The sequence below is a fragment of the Ralstonia flaminis genome (assembly GCF_958415495.1).
Classification (GTDB): domain Bacteria; phylum Pseudomonadota; class Gammaproteobacteria; order Burkholderiales; family Burkholderiaceae; genus Ralstonia; species Ralstonia flaminis.
Window position 1 is genome coordinate 253,113 of record NZ_CATZLL010000008.1, and the last position, 16,601, is coordinate 269,713.

Sequence of the window (16,601 nt, forward strand, 5' to 3'; positions counted from 1 at the left end):
AATGTGTGCACTATTTTTGTGCGCGCATCCGGCGCGACCCAACCTGTCTTTGCTTGTCTTAAATGTATTGATTGCCCGATGCTAAATTTGGCATGGGTTCATATCTGCATCATTTGGAGGTTATATGGCAGACGGAAATTTGGTGAGCGACTGGACACCGAAAGAAGGCGACGTCGTCTTCGTTGTTGACGATGAAGGTACCATTATTGCAGCCAAACCCAGAACACTGAGCAGGGGTGACACTTTAACTATTTCACACAACGGCGCGGCGAAGTTGGTTGCGGCACGAATTCCAGAGTGGAAAGAGTTTAAAGGCGGTATTGAAAGCGTGATCAAGAAGCCATTTAACCTTCCAGTGACTTTTGATTTTATGGCGGGCACGGATATGGTTTTCGTGCGGCTTACGCCATTAGCTTATGACTCCAGTGGAAATATAATTGATGCCAGCGCGGTCTGCGAGCTTGTGAAATCAAATTTTAATGGAGAAATTCAAACCGGAGTTACTCTGAGGCGATCACCGTATGTGAAAGATGGAGAAGTGGTGCGCTATCAAAAGAAAAGAATACCGGATGGAACGCTGGTGAGCGATTGGACGCCGAAACAAGGTGCTGCCGTGTACATTGTTGAAGACGCAGGCGCGCTGTGCCAGAATGGCTTGATTAAAGGAGACAAGTTGACAATCTACCCTGATTCCACCGTGAGCATGGTCAATACGCAACTCAGATCTTCGCTGGAGGAAAATGAGGGTCATCAGACTTTTAAGCGAGAGAATCCGGAACGTCGCAATAACTGGAGTTCCTTTCCCGGGTCTTTAATTGGGAGTGAATCTTCTCCTGTGATGGCTCATTTTGGAATTGAAACAACAGATATGCATTTGAATTTTATATCACCAACTTATGACTCAAGTGGAAATATAAATGGCATCAATGCGGAACTTTGGTACGGATCCGGTGGGGCGAGTGCCCCCATTCAAAGGCGAGTTATTTTAAAACTGGAATCATAATACAATTATCCTTCGCGCTGCCATTCGTGAAAATTTTACGTTGCGGATGGTAGTGCTGCCGAAAAAACACTTGGCGCGCCAATAATCAATCGATATTTGTTTGTGCTCCCGAGCATCGCGTGTATTCACGCCAGCACACAAAACTAAACCCAGATGGACGGTTGATCGACTAAGCTGCCTTAGCGGCGGTGCTTGCCGCCATGCGCGCCACCAGCGCATCGACATCGGCTTCAGCAGACACAATCGACGCATGCAGCCGATCGTCCGCAAACTCGTCGTACTCGATGGCGACGGACGCCACGTCGGTGATGCCGATGTAGCCGAACGCCGTGGCCACGCCGCCTTCCACATGGTTCAGGTGGGCGATGCGCTGGCCAGGGCCATAGCCGAAGTCACCGCGCGAACTGAGGATGACGAGGCGCTTGTTCATCTCAGCCAGCAGGGGCCAGTAGGGCTCGCCTGCGCGGCTGCGGTCGAAGCCGAACGTGCGGCCTACGCGCACGATGTTGTCGATGTAGGCCTTGAACTGCGCGGGCATGCCGAAGTTGTACATGGGCACACCGGCCACGATCACGTCTGCGGCAAGCAACTCGTCGACCAGCGCATCGCTTTGCGCCAGCGCTTCGTGCATCCACGGTTCCCGCTGCGCGGGCGGCGTGAATGCGGCATGCACCCAGTGGCCATCCACGGGCGACGGCGGTTGGGCGCCGACGTCTCGGTAGACGATATGCGCATCGGGCTCACGTTCGCGCCAGCGCGCCACGAAGCGGGCCGTAAGCCGGCGGGTGTGCGAACCGTGGCGGGCCGTGTCGGAACTGCCCGGCCGGGCGCTGGAGTCGAGGTGCAAAAGACGGGTCATGTCGAATCCGTTATGAGTGGAGGTGTGCCCACTCTATGAACCGCGCTGCACTGCGACAAACGACATGTTTTGCGCGCGACGGATGACTTGAAATCATCCATGCAGACCATGAGGACACGGCACCCGTGACACAATCCGCGCATGCGAAAACTCCCGCCCCTGAGCGCGCTGCGTGCCTTTGAGGCCACTGCACGCCATCTCAGCATGAAGCGCGCCGCCGACGAACTGTCGGTCACGCCCACGGCCATCAGCCACCAGATCCGCCGCCTGGAAGAGGCGCTGGGTGTGACGCTGTTCGAGCGGCAGGTGCGCGCGCTGCGGTTGTCGGAGGCCGGCGAGCGACTGTATCCGGTGCTCAACACCGGCTTTGATGCGTTTGCGCAGGCCATCGATACCATCCGCGCTCCCGCGGTGCAGCCGGTGCGCCAGCGCGTCACACTCACCGCGCCAATGGGGCTGGCCGCGCGTTGGCTCGTGCCCAGACTCGGTGAGTTCGCCACGCAGCATCCGGAGGTGGATCTGCGCATCCATGCGTCCGATACGGTGGTCGACCTGCATGGCGGCAGTGCGGATCTGGCCGTGCGCTATGGCGAGCCGCCTACCGCCAGCGCTGGCCTCGTCTCCGAACACCTATTTGACGATGCCTATGCACCGGTCTGCCACCCAGGGCTGAACATCCGTTCGCACGACGATCTGGCGCGTGTGCCGCTTATCCACTCGGAATGGCAGCGCACATTGCCGCAACCCATCGGCTGGCCTCTGTGGGCCCGTGCCGCGCGCATCGAACACGTGCTCAAGATCGCGTCGGGCATCGTGCTGTCTGACGACGGGCATGCCATGTCTGCGGCCGTGGCGGGGCAGGGCGTGGTGCTGGCGAACCTGCCGTTGGTGCGCGACGCGCTGGAGGCGGGCACGCTCGTGCAGCCGTTCGACGGGCCGGTCATCCGCCGTTATGCCTTCTGGGCGGTCGCGCCGGCAACGCGCCTGGAGGAAGGCGCCGCACGGGCCGTGTGGGATTGGCTACGGCTGGCCGGAAGCCGTAGCCTTTGAAGATTCGACCCACTCGCGCAGGCTGACCACCTGACCACCGGCCCGCGACGCAGTGGCAGCTTTGGGCGCGCGCGGCTCGTGGTCATGGATGGTGGCGCGCACCATCGGGTAGATCTGCGTTTCCCACTTGCGGCCGTTGAATACACCGTAGTGCCCCACGCCGGTCTGCACGTGGTGCCGCTTCATGTACGGGCGAAGACTGCTGCACAAGTCCTGTGCGGCCATGGTCTGGCCCACCGCGCAGATGTCGTCCTTCTCGCCCTCGATGGTCAGCAGTGCGGTATGGCGGATGGCACGCGGCTCGACCCGCCGACCGCCTACGTGCAGCTCCCCCAGTGGCAGCGCGTACTGCTGAAACACAGTGCTCACGGTTTCCAGGTAGAACTCGGCCGTCAGATCCGTGGTGGCGAAGTACTCCTCGTAGAACCTGCGGATTGCCTCAGCCTTGGCCGGGTCACCCTTTGCGCGCTCGTGGTGCAGGTCAGAGAACGACGCCGCGTGCCGATCCAGGTTCATCGACATGAACGCGCACAACTGCACAAAGCCCGGATACACGCGCCGCTGTGCGCCCACAAAGCCCGCCGGCACCACGCTGATGAGGTTGCGCTCGAACCACTCGATCGGCCGGCTGTTGGCCAGTGCGTTGACCTTGGTCGGATTGATGCGGCAATCGATCGGCCCGGCCATCAGCGTCATGCTGGCGGGCTGGGCGGGGTCGCCGTCTTCGGCCATGAGCGCCACGGCAGCCAGCGCGGCCACGGTGGGTTGGCAGATCGCCACGAGGTGGGCATCGGGCCCGAGTTGCTGCAGGAACCTGATGACGTGGCCAACGTAGTCCCCAAAGCCGAAACTGCCTGCGGAAAGCGGAATGTCGCGCGGGTTGTGCCAATCGGTGATGTACACATCGTGGTCGGCCAGCATGGTGCGCACGGTGCCGCGCAGCAGTGTGGCGAAGTGTCCGGACATCGGCGCGATGATCAGCACGCGCGGTTGTTGTGGACCGCTTGCCTTGCGGAAATGAAGCAAGGCACCAAAGGGCGTGTTGCAGACGACCTCTTCCGTCACGGCGACGTGCTCACCGCACGCGTGCACGGTGTCAATGCCAAAGGGCGGCCGGTGGTGCGATAGGCCGGCCATCTGTACGAGCTCACAGCAGGCATCGATGTAGCGGCCTTGCGGGCTCTCGGCCAGTGCGGGGGTCGCGGCAATCGTTGCCCGTGCAATGGCTGCAGCATCCCGCCACGGCCGCATCAACTCCGTGATGGCCTGGTAGGCGGGATAGGCAAGGATGTTCATGGCGTCGTTGGCGCAAGCCTGCAGCGTGGGCGCATTGGTCAGACATGAGGCAAGGCAAGTCATGTGCCAGACCGGTTTGCACTGGCATGGTGTTTGCGAATCGCCAGACACGGCGCGCCATCCAGGGCAACCTAGCGCGCGCCAGGGCATGGCGGCGCGCTTTGCGCGGGCTGCGTGCCACGTCATGCAATGGTGCGCATGCGGCGTTTCGGTGCAGAACGTCCAGATTTGGTGAAGCGCGCCCAGGCAGGCAACCACGGAGACCGCCATGAGCCGGACGACCACTACGCTGACCATCAGCAGCCGCAACTATTCGTCGTGGTCGTTCCGTGGCTGGCTGCTTGCCCGGCTGGCAGGCATCGAATTCGAAACGGTGGTGGTGCCGGTCGATGATGCGGCCGCGCGCGCGGAGTTGCTGCTGCTCTCGCCGTCCATTCTCGTGCCGTGTCTCCACCACGAGGGCATCAAGGTGTGGGACACCCTTGCCATTGCCGAATATCTCAACGAGATCCGTCCGCAAGCGCATCTGCTGCCGGCCGACCGCGCGGCGCGCGCGCATTGCCGCGCCGTCTGCGGCGAAATGCACTCTGGCTTCAGCGCACTGCGCTCTGCACTGCCGATGAACCTGCGCGCGCAGTTTCCAAACTTCCGGGTCTGGTCGCGTGCGCAGGACGATATCGAGCGCATCGTCGCCATCTGGCGCGAATGCCTGCAGCGCTATGGTGGCCCGTGGCTGTTCGGTAAGGCGCCCGGCATGGCCGATGCGATGTACGCCCCCGTCGTCACGCGCTTTCTCACCTACGATGTCAAGCTCGACCCGGACATCGCCGGGTACTGCGCGACCGTGCTCAAACATCCGTTCGTGCGCGAATGGATGGAAGCCGCCCAGCTTGAGACCGAGGACATTGACGAGCTGGACGTGGAGTTCTGAGCGCCGTGCGGGCTCAGGCGCGCAAGATGGTGCGAAGCTTATCCTCAAGCATCCGCTTTTCGCGCTTGAAGCCTTCCAGAACCGTGGTGGCTACCGGCCGGATATTGGCTTCCATGTTCTGAATATGCACGCTCAGCACTTGGTGGCGGCGGAACAGCTTGGAGAACTGCGCATCCTCGCTCTTGAGTTGCGTGACGCGCTCGCGGTACTCAGAAAACATCATGGCTCCGTGAAAGGAAACGAGGCGCTATTGTCCCGTCACGCTTTTTCGCCGAACTGGAGTTGTGTTACGCAGCATGTGGAAAAGTGCTACGGCGCGACCATCAAGCGCCACGCAAGATCAGGAAAGCGGCGATCTGGCACGCTGCACCGCAAAAACGAAATCGCCACCCCGACTCAGCCAAAAGGCTGGGCTGGCTTGTTTTCGGTCGCCCAGCGTCTAGTGTGGGAAGGAGACCAAAAGAACAAAAGGGGCTGCAGTCATGACCACGGTCGGCAGCTTTCAGATCGACTATCTGCAGGTCCTGGACCGCGAGGGCAAGCCGGTTCAGACACTCCCGGCGTTTGCGCAGGATGTGCAAACGCTTCTCGCGCTGTATCGCGCGATGGTGCTCACCCGTGCATTCGACACCAAGGCGGTTGCGCTGCAGCGTACCGGCAAGCTCGGCACGTTTGCGTCTTCCGTGGGGCAGGAGGCGATTGGCGTGGGCGTCGCCAGCGTCATGCACCCGGACGACGTGCTGTTTCCGTCCTATCGAGACCACAGCGCGCAATTGCTGCGCGGCGTCACAATGGCCGAGAGCCTGCTGTACTGGGGCGGTGACGAGCGTGGCAGCGCGTTCAGCAGGGTGCCCCATGACTTTCCGAACTGCGTGCCGATCGGCACCCAGGTCTGCCATGCGGCGGGGGCGGCCTATGCGTTCCAGTTGCGCGGCGAGCCACGTGTGGCGGTCGCCATCATCGGTGACGGGGGCACATCCAAGGGCGATTTCTACGAAGGCATGAACTTCGCGGGCGTATGGAATGCGCCGCTGGTCATCATCATCAACAACAACCAGTGGGCAATCTCGATGCCGCGCAGTCGCCAGACCATTGCGCAGACGCTGGCGCAGAAAGCCGTTGCCGCCGGGATTGCCGGCTTGCAGGTCGACGGCAACGATGTGATTGCAGTGCGGCAAGCCGCGCAGGAAGCGTTGGATCGCGCCAGGGCAGGGGGCGGCCCCACCCTCATCGAAGCCGTGACGTACCGCCTGGGCGACCACACCACCGCCGACGACGCCACGCGCTACCGCGATTCCGACATCGTCAAGCAAGCCTGGGAAGCCGAGCCCATCCTGCGACTGCGCAAGTACCTGACCAGCATGAATGCGTGGGACAAGGCGCAGGAAGAACAACTCGGCCGCGCCTGCTATGCGCAGGTGGAAGAGGCGGTTGCCGCGTACATGGCCGTCGACCCCCCTGGGCCGGATGCGATGTTCGACCACCTGTACGCGACCTTGCCCAGCGCACTGGAATGGCAGCGCGCCATGGCGCTGGCATTCGCCTCCAACGGAGGCAGCCATGGCTGACGTCAACCTCGTCGAGGCCGTCAACCTGGCACTGGCGCATGCGCTGGAGCACGATCCATCCGTCGTGCTGCTGGGCGAGGATATTGGCGTCAACGGCGGCGTGTTTCGTGCCACGGCGGGCTTGCAGGCGCGGTTTGGGGCGCAGCGTGTGATGGATACCCCGCTGGCGGAAACGGCGCTGGCCGGTACGGCCATCGGCATGGCGGCGGTCGGGCTCAAACCGGTGGTCGAGATCCAGTTCAGCGGCTTCATCTATCCGGCCATCGACAACGTGCTCAACCATGCCGCGCGGCTGCGCAACCGCACGCGCGGGCGGCTGTCGTGCCCGATGGTGATTCGCGCGCCCAGCGGTGGCGGCATCCACGCGCCTGAGCACCACTCGGAGAGCCCGGAGGCGCTGTTCACGCATATGCCGGGGTTGCGCGTGGTGGTGCCGTCGTCTCCAGCGCGGGCGTATGGGCTGTTGCTGGCAGCCATTCGCGATCCGGACCCGGTGATCTTCTTCGAGCCGACGCGGCTATATCGTGTGTTCAAGCAACCGGTGGAAGACGACGGCCAAGCCTTGCCGCTGGACACCTGTTTCGTGCTGCGCGACGGCACCGACCTCACGCTGGTGAGCTGGGGCGGTGCCTTGCAGGAAACGCTGGCCGCCGCAGACACGCTGGCCGAAGAGGGCATCGCCGCCGAGGTGATCGACGTGGCCACGCTCAAGCCGTTGGATATGGATTCGATCCTGGCATCGGTGGCCAAGACCGGCCGCTGCGTCATCGTGCACGAGGCCGCCCGCACGTCAGGCGTAGGCGCGGAGATTGCCGCCAACATTGCCGAGCATGGCTTGTACTCGCTGCTGGCGCCCGTGCAGCGCGTGACAGGCTACGACGTGGTCATGCCACTGCCCCGGCTTGAACACCACTACCTGCCGAGCGAAGAGCGCATTCTCGCGGCGGCCAGGAAAACGCTGGAGGGCACCTGAACAATGATCGTCTTCAAACTGCCGGACCTCGGTGAGGGGCTGCAAGAGGCGGAGATCGTGCAATGGCACGTCAACGTGGGTGACACCATCCAGGCGGATCAGCCGCTGGTGTCCGTCGAAACCGCCAAGGCGATCGTGGAAATTCCGTCGCCGCAATCCGGCCGCATTGCCAAGCTATTCGGCCAGCCCGGCGACATCGTGCACCTTGGCGCGGCACTGGTCGCTTTTGAGGGCGCCGGTGGGGGCGATGCCGATGCCGGCACGGTGGTCGGCCAGATGCCGGCGGGGCAGCACGTGGTGCACGAAGCGCCCGCCGTGGTGGGCCGGGGCGCTGCAGTTGCCGGCGCAGGCACGGGTGGTGTCAAGGCGATGCCTGCTGTCCGGGCGCTGGCACGCAAGCTTGATGTGGACCTCTCGATGGTGACGCCATCGGGGCCGGATGGCGTGATCACCGCCGCCGATGTCGAACGCGCAGCCAAGACGTTTGCCGACCTGGGCCCGCCCGAAGTGCTGCGCGGCGTGCGGCGAGCGATGGCACAGAACATGGCCCGTGCGCAGAACGAGGTGGCTGCCGCCACCGTCATCGACGATGCGGACATTCACGCCTGGGCACCGGGCACCGACGTGACGATCCGCCTGATTCGCGCGCTGGTGGCTGGTTGCCGTGCGGTGCCTGGCTTGAACGCTTGGTTTGACGGCAATGCCGGACGGCGCCACGTGCTGGAAAAGATCGACGTGGGCATTGCCGTGGATCTGCCCGACGGATTGTTCGTGCCCGTGCTGCGCAACGTGGCGCATCGGGATGCCACCGACCTGCGCGCGGGGCTTGACCGCATGCGTGCTGACATCAAGGCGCGCAAGATTCCACCGGAAGAATTGCGCGGCAACACGATCACGCTGTCGAACTTCGGCATGATCGCGGGCAAATATGCCGCGCCGATCGTCGTGCCGCCCACGGTGGCCATTCTGGGCGCGGGGCGTATCCACGAACAGGTGGTTGCGGCCGGCGGCGCGCCTGCCATCCACCGTGTCTTGCCGCTGAGCTTGACGTTTGACCACCGCGTCGTGACCGGCGGTGAGGCTGCAAGATTCCTGGCGGCAGTGATTGCCGATCTGGAAGCGGCCGCGTAGTCCGTTCTGTCGGCGATCAGCGCAGCAAGGGCGATGTGCTGTGCGCTGGCGCAAACGCCTCGTGCCATGCGGCAGCAAGCTGCAGCAAGGCAAAGTCTGAGCGCGGTGGTGCAATCACCTGCAGGCCCAGTGGCAGACCATCGGCTGTGAAGCCCGACGGCAAGCTTGCCGCTGGAACACCGGCAAGCGTTGGGCCGATGACGACCTCCATCCAGCGGTGATACGTATCCATCGCGCGGCCGGCAACCGTCTTGGGCCAGTGCTCCTCGGCCGGGAACGGCGCGATCTGGCTACTTGGCAGTACCAGGAAGTCGTACTCGGCAAACTGCGCCAGTAACGCTTGATACCAGCGCGCGCGGGTCGCGGTGGCGCGGTTGATGTCTGCCACGCCACGGCCATGACCTTGCTCGACTTCCCAGATCGCTTCGGGCTTGAGCAGCGCTCGCGTTGCCGCGTTGGCGTACAGCTGACCCAGGTTGCCGGTCACAATCATGGAACGCAGCGTGCACCAGCATTCCCATAGCGCCTCCATCGGGAAGAACGGCTGCACAGCTTCAACCTGGCAGCCCAGGTTCCGGAAGGTGTTCAGTGCGCGCTCGTTGACGGCCATCACCTCCGGCTCAACGGCCAGATAGCCGCCAAAGTCGCCCAGCCAGCCAATGCGCATCTGCCGGTAATCCCGATGCAGCGGCTGCGTGAAACCGGCAGGATCGTCTTGCAATGAAAGCGGCGCGCGCGGGTCGTAGCCCGCCTGCGTGGCGAGCAGCCAGGCGAGGTCTTGCGGGCTACGCGCCATCGGGCCTTCGGTGCCCAACTGCTGAAAGAACACGTCGCCGGTGGGGCCGTAAGGCACGCGGCCAAGACTGGGGCGCAAGCCATAGATGTTGTTCCACGCGGCGGGATTGCGCAGCGAACCCATCATGTCGCTGCCGTCCGCCACGGGCAGCATCTGCAGCGCCACCGCAACTGCCGTACCGCCGCTGCTGCCCCCAGCCGAGAGTGCGGGGTTCCACGCGTTGCGCGTGATGCCGTAGACCTGGTTGTAGGTATGCGAGCCCAGGCCGAACTCAGGCGTGTTGGTCTTGCCGATGAACACCGTGCCCTGCCGGCGCAGGCGCTCCGCCATGATGCTGTCATGTGCCGGCACATTGCGCGCCAGCGCACGGCTACCCATCGTCGTCACCATGCCGGCGACAGCCGTCAGATCCTTGGGCGCCTGCGGAAAGCCATGCATCCAGCCGCCCGACAGACCTTGCGATAGCAGCACATCGCGCTCGCGCGCCTGGTCGATCGCCCACGCGGGATCGACACGGGCCACCACGGCGTTGACCGTTGGGTTGAGGCGGTCGATCTGGGCCAGGAAGGCTTCCATGACCTCCACGCAGGAAACATCACGCGCGTGAATGCGCCTGGACAGCTCGATCGCGCTCCACTGCACGATCTCCTGCTGGGTCATCGAATGCGTTGCTGCGGGGGGCAGGGCGGTGTTCTGCATGGCTCTCTTCTGCGGCTCAGGCGCTCATCGGGCAATCAGGCGGTCAGGTAGGTTTGCGCCAGTCGCACCCAGCAGGCTGCGCCCAGCGGCAACACCTGATCGTTGAAATCGTAACCGGGGTTGTGGACCATGCAGCCGCCGAATTCGCCTTCGCCGTTGCCCAGAATCAGGTAGCAGCCGGGCACCTGATTGAGCATCCAGGCGAAGTCTTCGCTACCGTTGAGCCCCTTGGGCGCTTGCGTGACGACCTTGTCTGCGCCGACCAGCTCAGTGCAAACCTGCTGCGCAAGCTGGGTCTCTGCCAAGGTATTGACCATGGGCGGCGTGAGCTGGCGATAGTCGATCTGCGCTTCCACGCCATGTGCCTGTGCGGTCAGGCTGACGATCTCGCGGATACGCTTTTCCACCATGGCGCGCGTTTCCGGCCGTGCCGCGCGTACGTTGACGCCGATCGTCACAGACTCGGGAATCACGTTGTGCGTCATGCCGCCACGGATGAAACCAACCGATACCACAGCGGTGTCATCCGGTGCCACATTGCGTGCCACCACGGTTTGCAGCGCGGTGACGATGGCCGCAGATGCCACGATCGGATCGCTCGCGCGGTGCGGCATCGCACCGTGTCCGCCCACCCCCTTGATGGTCACATCGGCCACATCGGAAGACAGGCTGACCGGCCCCGGCAATACGCGGAAGCTGCCGGCCTCCACGCCCGGCATGTTGTGCAGCGCGAACACCGCATCGCATGGAAAACGCTCGAACAATCCGTCTTCGATCATGGCGCGTGCGCCGCACAGGTTTTCTTCGTCGGGCTGGAAGATCAGGTTGAGCGTGCCGTCAAAGTTGCGGCTGTCGGCCAATGCCTTGGCTGCCGCCAGCAGGATGGCGGTATGCCCGTCATGACCGCAGGCGTGCATCTTGCCGTGGTTGCGGCTGGCATAGGGCAGACCAGTCGCTTCAATGATGGGCAGGGCGTCCATGTCAGCACGGATGCCGAGCTTGCGCGTGCCGCTGCCGAGCTTCAACTGGCCAACCACGCCGCTTTTGCCGATGCCGGTGTGCACCTCGTAGCCCCAGCTTTTCAGCAGATCGGCGACCAGCGTGCTCGTGGCGCCCACCTCGAAACCCAGTTCGGGCTGGGCATGGATCTGGCGGCGGATGTTGACAAAGGTTTCTGCGTCGATGTGGACAGGGGGCAGCAGATGCGGCAACAGTTGGAAGGGCGTGAGCGTAGGCGCTTTGGTCATGTTGGGGTCCTTGTCGAAATAGGGGGTTAGTGGGACTCGCGCGCTTCGCGCAGGCTCAGTACGGTCAGCAGCGTGATGGCACTGCACGCCATCATGTAGAAGGCAGGGGAGAGCGGATTGCCGGTGCGGGCCAGCAGCCAGGTCACGACAAACTGGCATGAGCCGCCAAACACCGTCACCCCAATCGCGTAGATGACCGACAGGCCGCTGGCGCGCACCTTGATGGGCAGCAGCTCCATCATCATGAGCAGCATCGGCGTGGTGCCCAGGTACAGGCTGCCGGTCAGCAGCGCCGACAGCGCCAGCACCAGCGGCACGCTCGGGGAATGCGTCATCAGCCAGAAGGCCGGATAGAGCAGCACCACGGTCACCAGCGTTGCACCCACCACCAGCGGCTTGCGGCGCGGCAGACGATCTGCCAGCCAGCCGGAAAGCAGCGCAGCGCCAAAACTGGTCAGCCCGGTTACGCAACCTGCGAGCAATGACAGCGACGCTGGCAGATGCAGCTCGCGGATCATGTAGGTCGGCATGAAATAGATCACCAGGTATGTGCCCACCGTCCCGCCGATGATGGTGAGAACGCCCTTGACCACCAGCCCACCGTGCTCGCGGAACAGCATGCCGAGCGGGCTGGGTGCGTGCGCTTCGGCCGTATGGGTTTCATCCAGGTGCGAGCGGATATAGAGCCCGACGGGCGCGATCAGCAGGCCCAGGAAAAACGGTACGCGCCAGCCCCAGCTCTGCAGCGCTTCCGACGACAGACTGCCGTACAGAATGGCCGCAGTCAGCGCGCCACACAGTGCGGCGATGCCCTGGCTGCCCAACTGCCAGCTCACGCGAAAACCACGCCCCTTGATGCCGCCGGACTCCATCAGCATGGCGGTCGATGCACCGATCTCACCGCCCAATGAGAAGCCCTGCAGCAGACGTCCCGCCAGAAGCACCAGGGGCCCAAACAGGCCCGCGCTGGCGTATGTGGGCGCCACCGCCAGGCACAGCGTGCCGATCACCATCAGACCGATCGTCAATGTCATCGCGGCCTTGCGCCCGTGGCGGTCGGCATAGTTGCCGATCACGAAACCACCCAGCGGCCGCATCACAAAGCCAATGCCGAACGTCGCCACCGCCAGCAGCAGCGAGCCATACGCGCTATCCGACGGGAAGAACAGCTTGCCGATCATCAGCGCGAAGAAGCTGTAGACCGTGAAGTCGTACATCTCCAGCGCATTGCCGATCGAACACGCGGCAATCAGCCGGGCCTGACTGGCGGGCTTGGGTGCGGCAATGGCCGAGGCGGGCAGGGCCGGCTGCAGGGTGGCGTCGTTCATGGGGGTCTCCGTCCATGATGTTGAGGAAGGGCTTCTGTGAGTCCTTGGGCGTTTGCAGTATTCCGGGAACGCGCGCGCAGAAAAAATCGCAAATATTCATCCCGATAACCAAATAGAATCACTGTCATAACCGGTGCATATCCGCCATCAGGGAAAGCCCGCGAAGCCTTGCCCGACAGGCATCAGACGTGCAGAGACGGCCGCGTCACCTATCGCCGGGGCGCACCGTGGTGAAGTGGCTTGCCCCGCGCGAGGGCCCAGCCCAGGAGAAAAAGAGGAGGAGCCACATGAAGCTGCACCAATTGCGCATCCTGCTGGCGGTGGCACAGCACGGCAGCATCCATGAGGCGTCGCGCAGCCTGCACGTATCCCAGCCGGCGCTCTCCAAGGCCATTGCTGAATTGGAACGCGAGCTTGGCGTCACGCTGCTGTCGCGCTCGGTGCGTGGTGTGAGCCTGACGGCGTATGGGATGGCGCTGGTCAAGCGCGCCAGCGTGGTCGAGCAGGAGTTGCGTCACGCGCTGGAAGATATTGAATCCATCCGCGGGCATGCGGAGGCCGAACTGAACATCGGCTTTACCGCCGTGGCGTCCAGCGGGCCGCTGCCTGATGCAATGGCAGCGCTGCGCACGCGTTTTCCCAACGTTGCACTACGCGGCTTCGAGCAACGTCCACAGCAGCTTCTGGAAGGCTTGCGCGAAGGGCGGCTCGATCTCGCACTGATCTCAAGCAACAGCGGACCCGGCACGAGCAGCTTCCAGTGGGAGCCGTTGTTCTCCGTACCGATGCGCCTTGCGGTACGGCCGGGCCATCCGCTACGACGCGTGCGCCGGCTGCGCCCGCTGCTGGATGCCGACTGGCTGGTGCTGGACCCGTTGGATGACCCCGGCAGCCCGATGGTCAGCCTGATGCGGTTGCACCGGCTCGACATTCCACGGCGTATCGTGCTGAGCGGATCCAATCTGCTCGGGCTGCAATTGGCCACCAAGACCGATCTCATCAGCATGTGGTCGGACTTTGTCTTCAGCGGTACCGGCGGCCCCTTGCGCATGGTGCCTGGCTCGCTGGACGTGCTGCCGATGGAAGACGAGTTACCGGATTTCCACGTCTACATGGTCTATCGGTCGGCTGACCTGATGACGCATGCCTGTGCGGAGTTCAGCAAGGAGATTCGGCACTTCGCGCAGAGCTATCGCCAACGCTGAACGTCGGCAAGACGACGGCCGGCACGCGTGGTGCATCACGCGCCGCTTTCTGCGCGTACCGCTCCCGGTGGCCGTCCGACCACCCGCTTGAAGGCACGGCTGAACGCGGCGAGCGACCCATAGCCGAGCCGGTAAGCAACGGCTTCGATCGTCTCGCGGTCGCGCGCGATCCATTGTGCGGCAAGCCGCATCCGCAGCTCGGTCAGGTAGCGCACCGGGGTCATTCCGGTCGCCGCAAGAAAGCGCTCGGCAAACACGGAGCGTGACACGCCCGCCTGCGCGGCCAACTCTGCAACGCTCCAGTTGCGGCCCGGATCACGATGCAGCGCGACGATCGCGCGGCCAAGCTTCGGCTCGCGCAGTGCCTGCACCCAGCCTGTGGCATCGCCGCAGCCGCACTCGACCCAGCCACGCACGATGAATGCAGCCACCACATCGGCGAGCCGCGCCAGGATGCCCGCAAAACCCGCGCGCTCCGAGCACGATTCACGCTCCATCGCATCAAGCATCGGGCGGATTTCGGGGTAGCGCGCGAGCAGGGTGCCGACATGCATGAACTCCGGCATCGTGCCGACGAGCGGCTGCATACCGCCCAGATCCAGCTCCATGCACGCGCTGAAGATCAGCGCATCGCCGGCCGTCTGCTCCGTCCCGGCGCACGTCGGCGACACACCGACCGACGCAACCGTGTCGCAGATCTTTGCAGCCTCAAAGCCAGCGATCTCGCGGCACGGGGCATCCACGTCGGACATCAGCGCATGCGTGCTGCCGTGCGGCAGCAGGATCGCATCACCGGCTTCAAGCCATGTCGTTGCGCCGGTCGCGTCCCGCAGCAGCACGGGGCCACGCCCAACGAAATGGAACTGCGCGCGACCCGGCGCATGGCCGAAGCTCAACCCGAAGGGCCGTGCAACCTGGATGCGGCGGTATTGGACGCCGCTCAGCCGCATGCCCAGCAACAACTCGCTGACAAGGTCATGCACGTCGGGCAGGGGAGACAGCAGGGGCTCGGACATGGGTTCCGGACGATCAATCAACAATAACGGATTGTATGTCATAGACCGTCCCATCATCGGCCCCTACCATGTGGCCCTATTGGTACTTTCCCTGATGTTTCCTCATACGGAACGACGCATGAATCCCGGAATCTCCGCTGCCGCCTCCATCGCGGCTCCCCGTGAACCGGCCTGGGGCGCAGTCTTTGCAATGACGCTCGGCGTGTTCGGGCTCGTCACGGCCGAATTCCTGCCCGCCAGCCTGCTCACGCCAATGGCCGAAAGCCTGGGCGTGACCGAAGGCGTTGCCGGGCAGGCCGTCACGGCGACTGCTGCGGTGGCCCTCGTTACGAGCCTGCTGACCGCCGCCGCGACCCGCACGATCGACCGCCGCCGCGTGCTGCTGGCATTCTCGGTACTGCTCGTTGCATCCAATCTTGCGGTTGCATTTGCGACCAATCTGACGACGATTCTCATCGGCCGCGTGGTGCTCGGCATTGCACTCGGCGGCTTCTGGACCATGGCAACCGCGACGGCGATGCGGCTCGTGCCAGCCGCGATGGTGCCGCGCGCGCTGTCGATCATCTTCAGCGGGGTGGCCGTCGCCACCATCGCCGCCGCGCCGCTCGGCAGCTATTTCGGCCACCTGATCGGCTGGCGCAACGTGTTCATGGCTGCAGCAGTACTCGGTGTGGTGGCTTTCATGTCGCAGGTCGCAACGCTGCCGTCGATGGCACCGAGTGGCACAACGCGGCTGCGCACGCTGATTGACGTGCTGCGCCGGCCGACCGTCGGTGTGGGCATGTTTGCGACGATCTTGGTATTTACCGGCCATTTCGCATTCTTCACGTATTTGCGGCCGTTCCTCGAACAGGTTGCCGGTGTTGGCGTGAACGGGCTGTCGGCGATCCTGCTTGGTTACGGCATCGCCAACTTCGTCGGCACATCGCTTGCAGGCCGCGTGCTTGAGCATCGGCTGCGGCCAATGCTGATCGCAATGCCGGCGCTGATGGTGGTGCTCGGCATCGCGCTGGTCGCGCTGGGGCGTGCGCCGGTGATCGACGCCGTGCTCATCGCGCTGTGGGGAATGGCGTTCGGCGGCGTGCCGGTGGCGTGGTCAACGTGGGTGACGCGCACCGTGCCCGACGAGGCGGAAAGCGCGGGTGGCCTGATCGTCGCTGCTGTGCAGCTCGCGATTGCGACCGGCGCTGCTGTTGGCGGGGTCGTGTTCGATGCGAACGGCGCCTCTGGCGTGTTTATCGGTGCGGCCGTGGTGCTGGCCATTGCTGTTGCTACGATTGTGACGGGGGTGCCGAAGCGTGTGGAGACGGCGGCAGTGCTGGTTGAGTGATCAGTGGCTGCGTGCTGGCGGGCTAACCAGCTTGCCAGCTGCACTGCTGCTTGGCTTGGGCTGCTATTGTCCAGCCGAGGTTGAAGTGTCGCCCTCCCAGCCACATTCAAATGTCGGCACGGGCGTGCACTTTGTGCGGGGTTCGGTTCTTCTTGGGGGTGATCGGTAA

The 16,601-nt window shown here is 63.7% G+C and carries 15 protein-coding genes; 8 read left to right on the forward strand and 7 right to left on the reverse strand.

Features of this window, described 5'->3' with window-relative positions:
- Nucleotides 1-124: 124 nt before the first annotated feature.
- Entirely contained in the window at nucleotides 125-1,003 is an 879-nt protein-coding gene (locus tag R2N11_RS14740) for a hypothetical protein (protein WP_199028253.1), read from the forward strand.
- Nucleotides 1,004-1,172: 169 nt separating this feature from the next.
- Here R2N11_RS14740 and R2N11_RS14745 read toward each other — a convergent pair whose 3' ends face one another.
- The gene (locus tag R2N11_RS14745) at nucleotides 1,173-1,862 is read right to left on the reverse strand and encodes an FMN-dependent NADH-azoreductase (protein WP_316681537.1); all 690 of its coding nucleotides are present in this window, start codon (nucleotides 1,860-1,862) and stop codon (nucleotides 1,173-1,175) included.
- A gap of 141 nt (nucleotides 1,863-2,003) precedes the next feature.
- Between R2N11_RS14745 and R2N11_RS14750 the strand changes: the two genes are divergently transcribed.
- Entirely contained in the window at nucleotides 2,004-2,912 is a 909-nt protein-coding gene (locus R2N11_RS14750) for a LysR substrate-binding domain-containing protein (protein ID WP_316681538.1), read from the forward strand.
- Here the strand turns inward: R2N11_RS14750 and R2N11_RS14755 are convergent.
- On the reverse strand, nucleotides 2,883-4,208 hold the full coding sequence (locus R2N11_RS14755; protein ID WP_316681552.1) for a polyhydroxyalkanoate depolymerase: 1,326 nt from the start codon (nucleotides 4,206-4,208) through the stop codon (nucleotides 2,883-2,885). The genes R2N11_RS14750 and R2N11_RS14755 overlap by 30 nt on opposite strands.
- Before the next feature lie 268 nt (nucleotides 4,209-4,476).
- On the opposite strand from R2N11_RS14755, the gene R2N11_RS14760 reads away from it, so the two are divergent.
- Entirely contained in the window at nucleotides 4,477-5,139 is a 663-nt protein-coding gene (locus tag R2N11_RS14760; protein ID WP_021194492.1) for a glutathione S-transferase family protein, read from the forward strand.
- A 13-nt stretch (nucleotides 5,140-5,152) separates the two neighbouring features.
- Here the strand turns inward: R2N11_RS14760 and R2N11_RS14765 are convergent, their stop codons facing one another.
- The gene (locus R2N11_RS14765) at nucleotides 5,153-5,362 is read right to left on the reverse strand and encodes an HP1242/YdcH family protein (protein ID WP_316681539.1); all 210 of its coding nucleotides are present in this window, start codon (nucleotides 5,360-5,362) and stop codon (nucleotides 5,153-5,155) included.
- A gap of 259 nt (nucleotides 5,363-5,621) precedes the next feature.
- Here R2N11_RS14765 and pdhA point away from each other — a divergent pair, with 259 nt between their 5' ends.
- From pdhA to R2N11_RS14780, 3 genes are read left to right on the forward strand one after another with little or no spacing between them, the layout of a single operon-like run.
- The gene (gene pdhA / locus R2N11_RS14770; RefSeq protein ID WP_316681540.1) at nucleotides 5,622-6,707 is read left to right on the forward strand and encodes a pyruvate dehydrogenase (acetyl-transferring) E1 component subunit alpha; all 1,086 of its coding nucleotides are present in this window, start codon (nucleotides 5,622-5,624) and stop codon (nucleotides 6,705-6,707) included.
- Complete coding sequence (locus R2N11_RS14775) at nucleotides 6,700-7,680, forward strand: alpha-ketoacid dehydrogenase subunit beta (protein ID WP_316681541.1); 981 nt, start codon at nucleotides 6,700-6,702, stop codon at nucleotides 7,678-7,680. The genes pdhA and R2N11_RS14775 overlap by 8 nt, the downstream gene beginning before the upstream one ends.
- Before the next feature lie 3 nt (nucleotides 7,681-7,683).
- Nucleotides 7,684-8,811 carry a dihydrolipoamide acetyltransferase family protein gene (locus tag R2N11_RS14780; RefSeq protein ID WP_316681542.1) on the forward strand — a complete coding sequence of 376 codons (1,128 nt, stop codon included), beginning with the start codon at nucleotides 7,684-7,686 and terminating at the stop codon, nucleotides 8,809-8,811.
- Nucleotides 8,812-8,827: 16 nt separating this feature from the next.
- Here R2N11_RS14780 and R2N11_RS14785 read toward each other — a convergent pair whose 3' ends face one another.
- From R2N11_RS14785 to R2N11_RS14795, 3 genes are read right to left on the reverse strand one after another with little or no spacing between them, the layout of a single operon-like run.
- Nucleotides 8,828-10,306 carry an amidase gene (locus tag R2N11_RS14785; RefSeq protein ID WP_316681543.1) on the reverse strand — a complete coding sequence of 493 codons (1,479 nt, stop codon included), beginning with the start codon at nucleotides 10,304-10,306 and terminating at the stop codon, nucleotides 8,828-8,830.
- Nucleotides 10,307-10,341: 35 nt separating this feature from the next.
- On the reverse strand, nucleotides 10,342-11,553 hold the full coding sequence (locus tag R2N11_RS14790; RefSeq protein ID WP_316681544.1) for a M20 aminoacylase family protein: 1,212 nt from the start codon (nucleotides 11,551-11,553) through the stop codon (nucleotides 10,342-10,344).
- Between the two features lie 26 nt (nucleotides 11,554-11,579).
- Nucleotides 11,580-12,881 (reverse strand): MFS transporter, encoded by a 1,302-nt coding sequence (locus R2N11_RS14795; RefSeq protein ID WP_316681545.1) that lies wholly within the window; start codon nucleotides 12,879-12,881, stop codon nucleotides 11,580-11,582.
- 287 nt (nucleotides 12,882-13,168) lie between these two features.
- Here R2N11_RS14795 and R2N11_RS14800 point away from each other — a divergent pair, with 287 nt between their 5' ends.
- Nucleotides 13,169-14,086 (forward strand): LysR family transcriptional regulator, encoded by a 918-nt coding sequence (locus tag R2N11_RS14800; RefSeq protein WP_199028232.1) that lies wholly within the window; start codon nucleotides 13,169-13,171, stop codon nucleotides 14,084-14,086.
- Between the two features lie 35 nt (nucleotides 14,087-14,121).
- On the opposite strand, the gene R2N11_RS14805 is transcribed toward R2N11_RS14800, so the two are convergent.
- On the reverse strand, nucleotides 14,122-15,144 hold the full coding sequence (locus tag R2N11_RS14805; protein WP_316681546.1) for an AraC family transcriptional regulator: 1,023 nt from the start codon (nucleotides 15,142-15,144) through the stop codon (nucleotides 14,122-14,124).
- 76 nt (nucleotides 15,145-15,220) lie between these two features.
- Here R2N11_RS14805 and R2N11_RS14810 point away from each other — a divergent pair, with 76 nt between their 5' ends.
- On the forward strand, nucleotides 15,221-16,432 hold the full coding sequence (locus R2N11_RS14810; protein ID WP_199028228.1) for an MFS transporter: 1,212 nt from the start codon (nucleotides 15,221-15,223) through the stop codon (nucleotides 16,430-16,432).
- The last annotated feature ends 169 nt before the right edge of the window (nucleotides 16,433-16,601 follow it).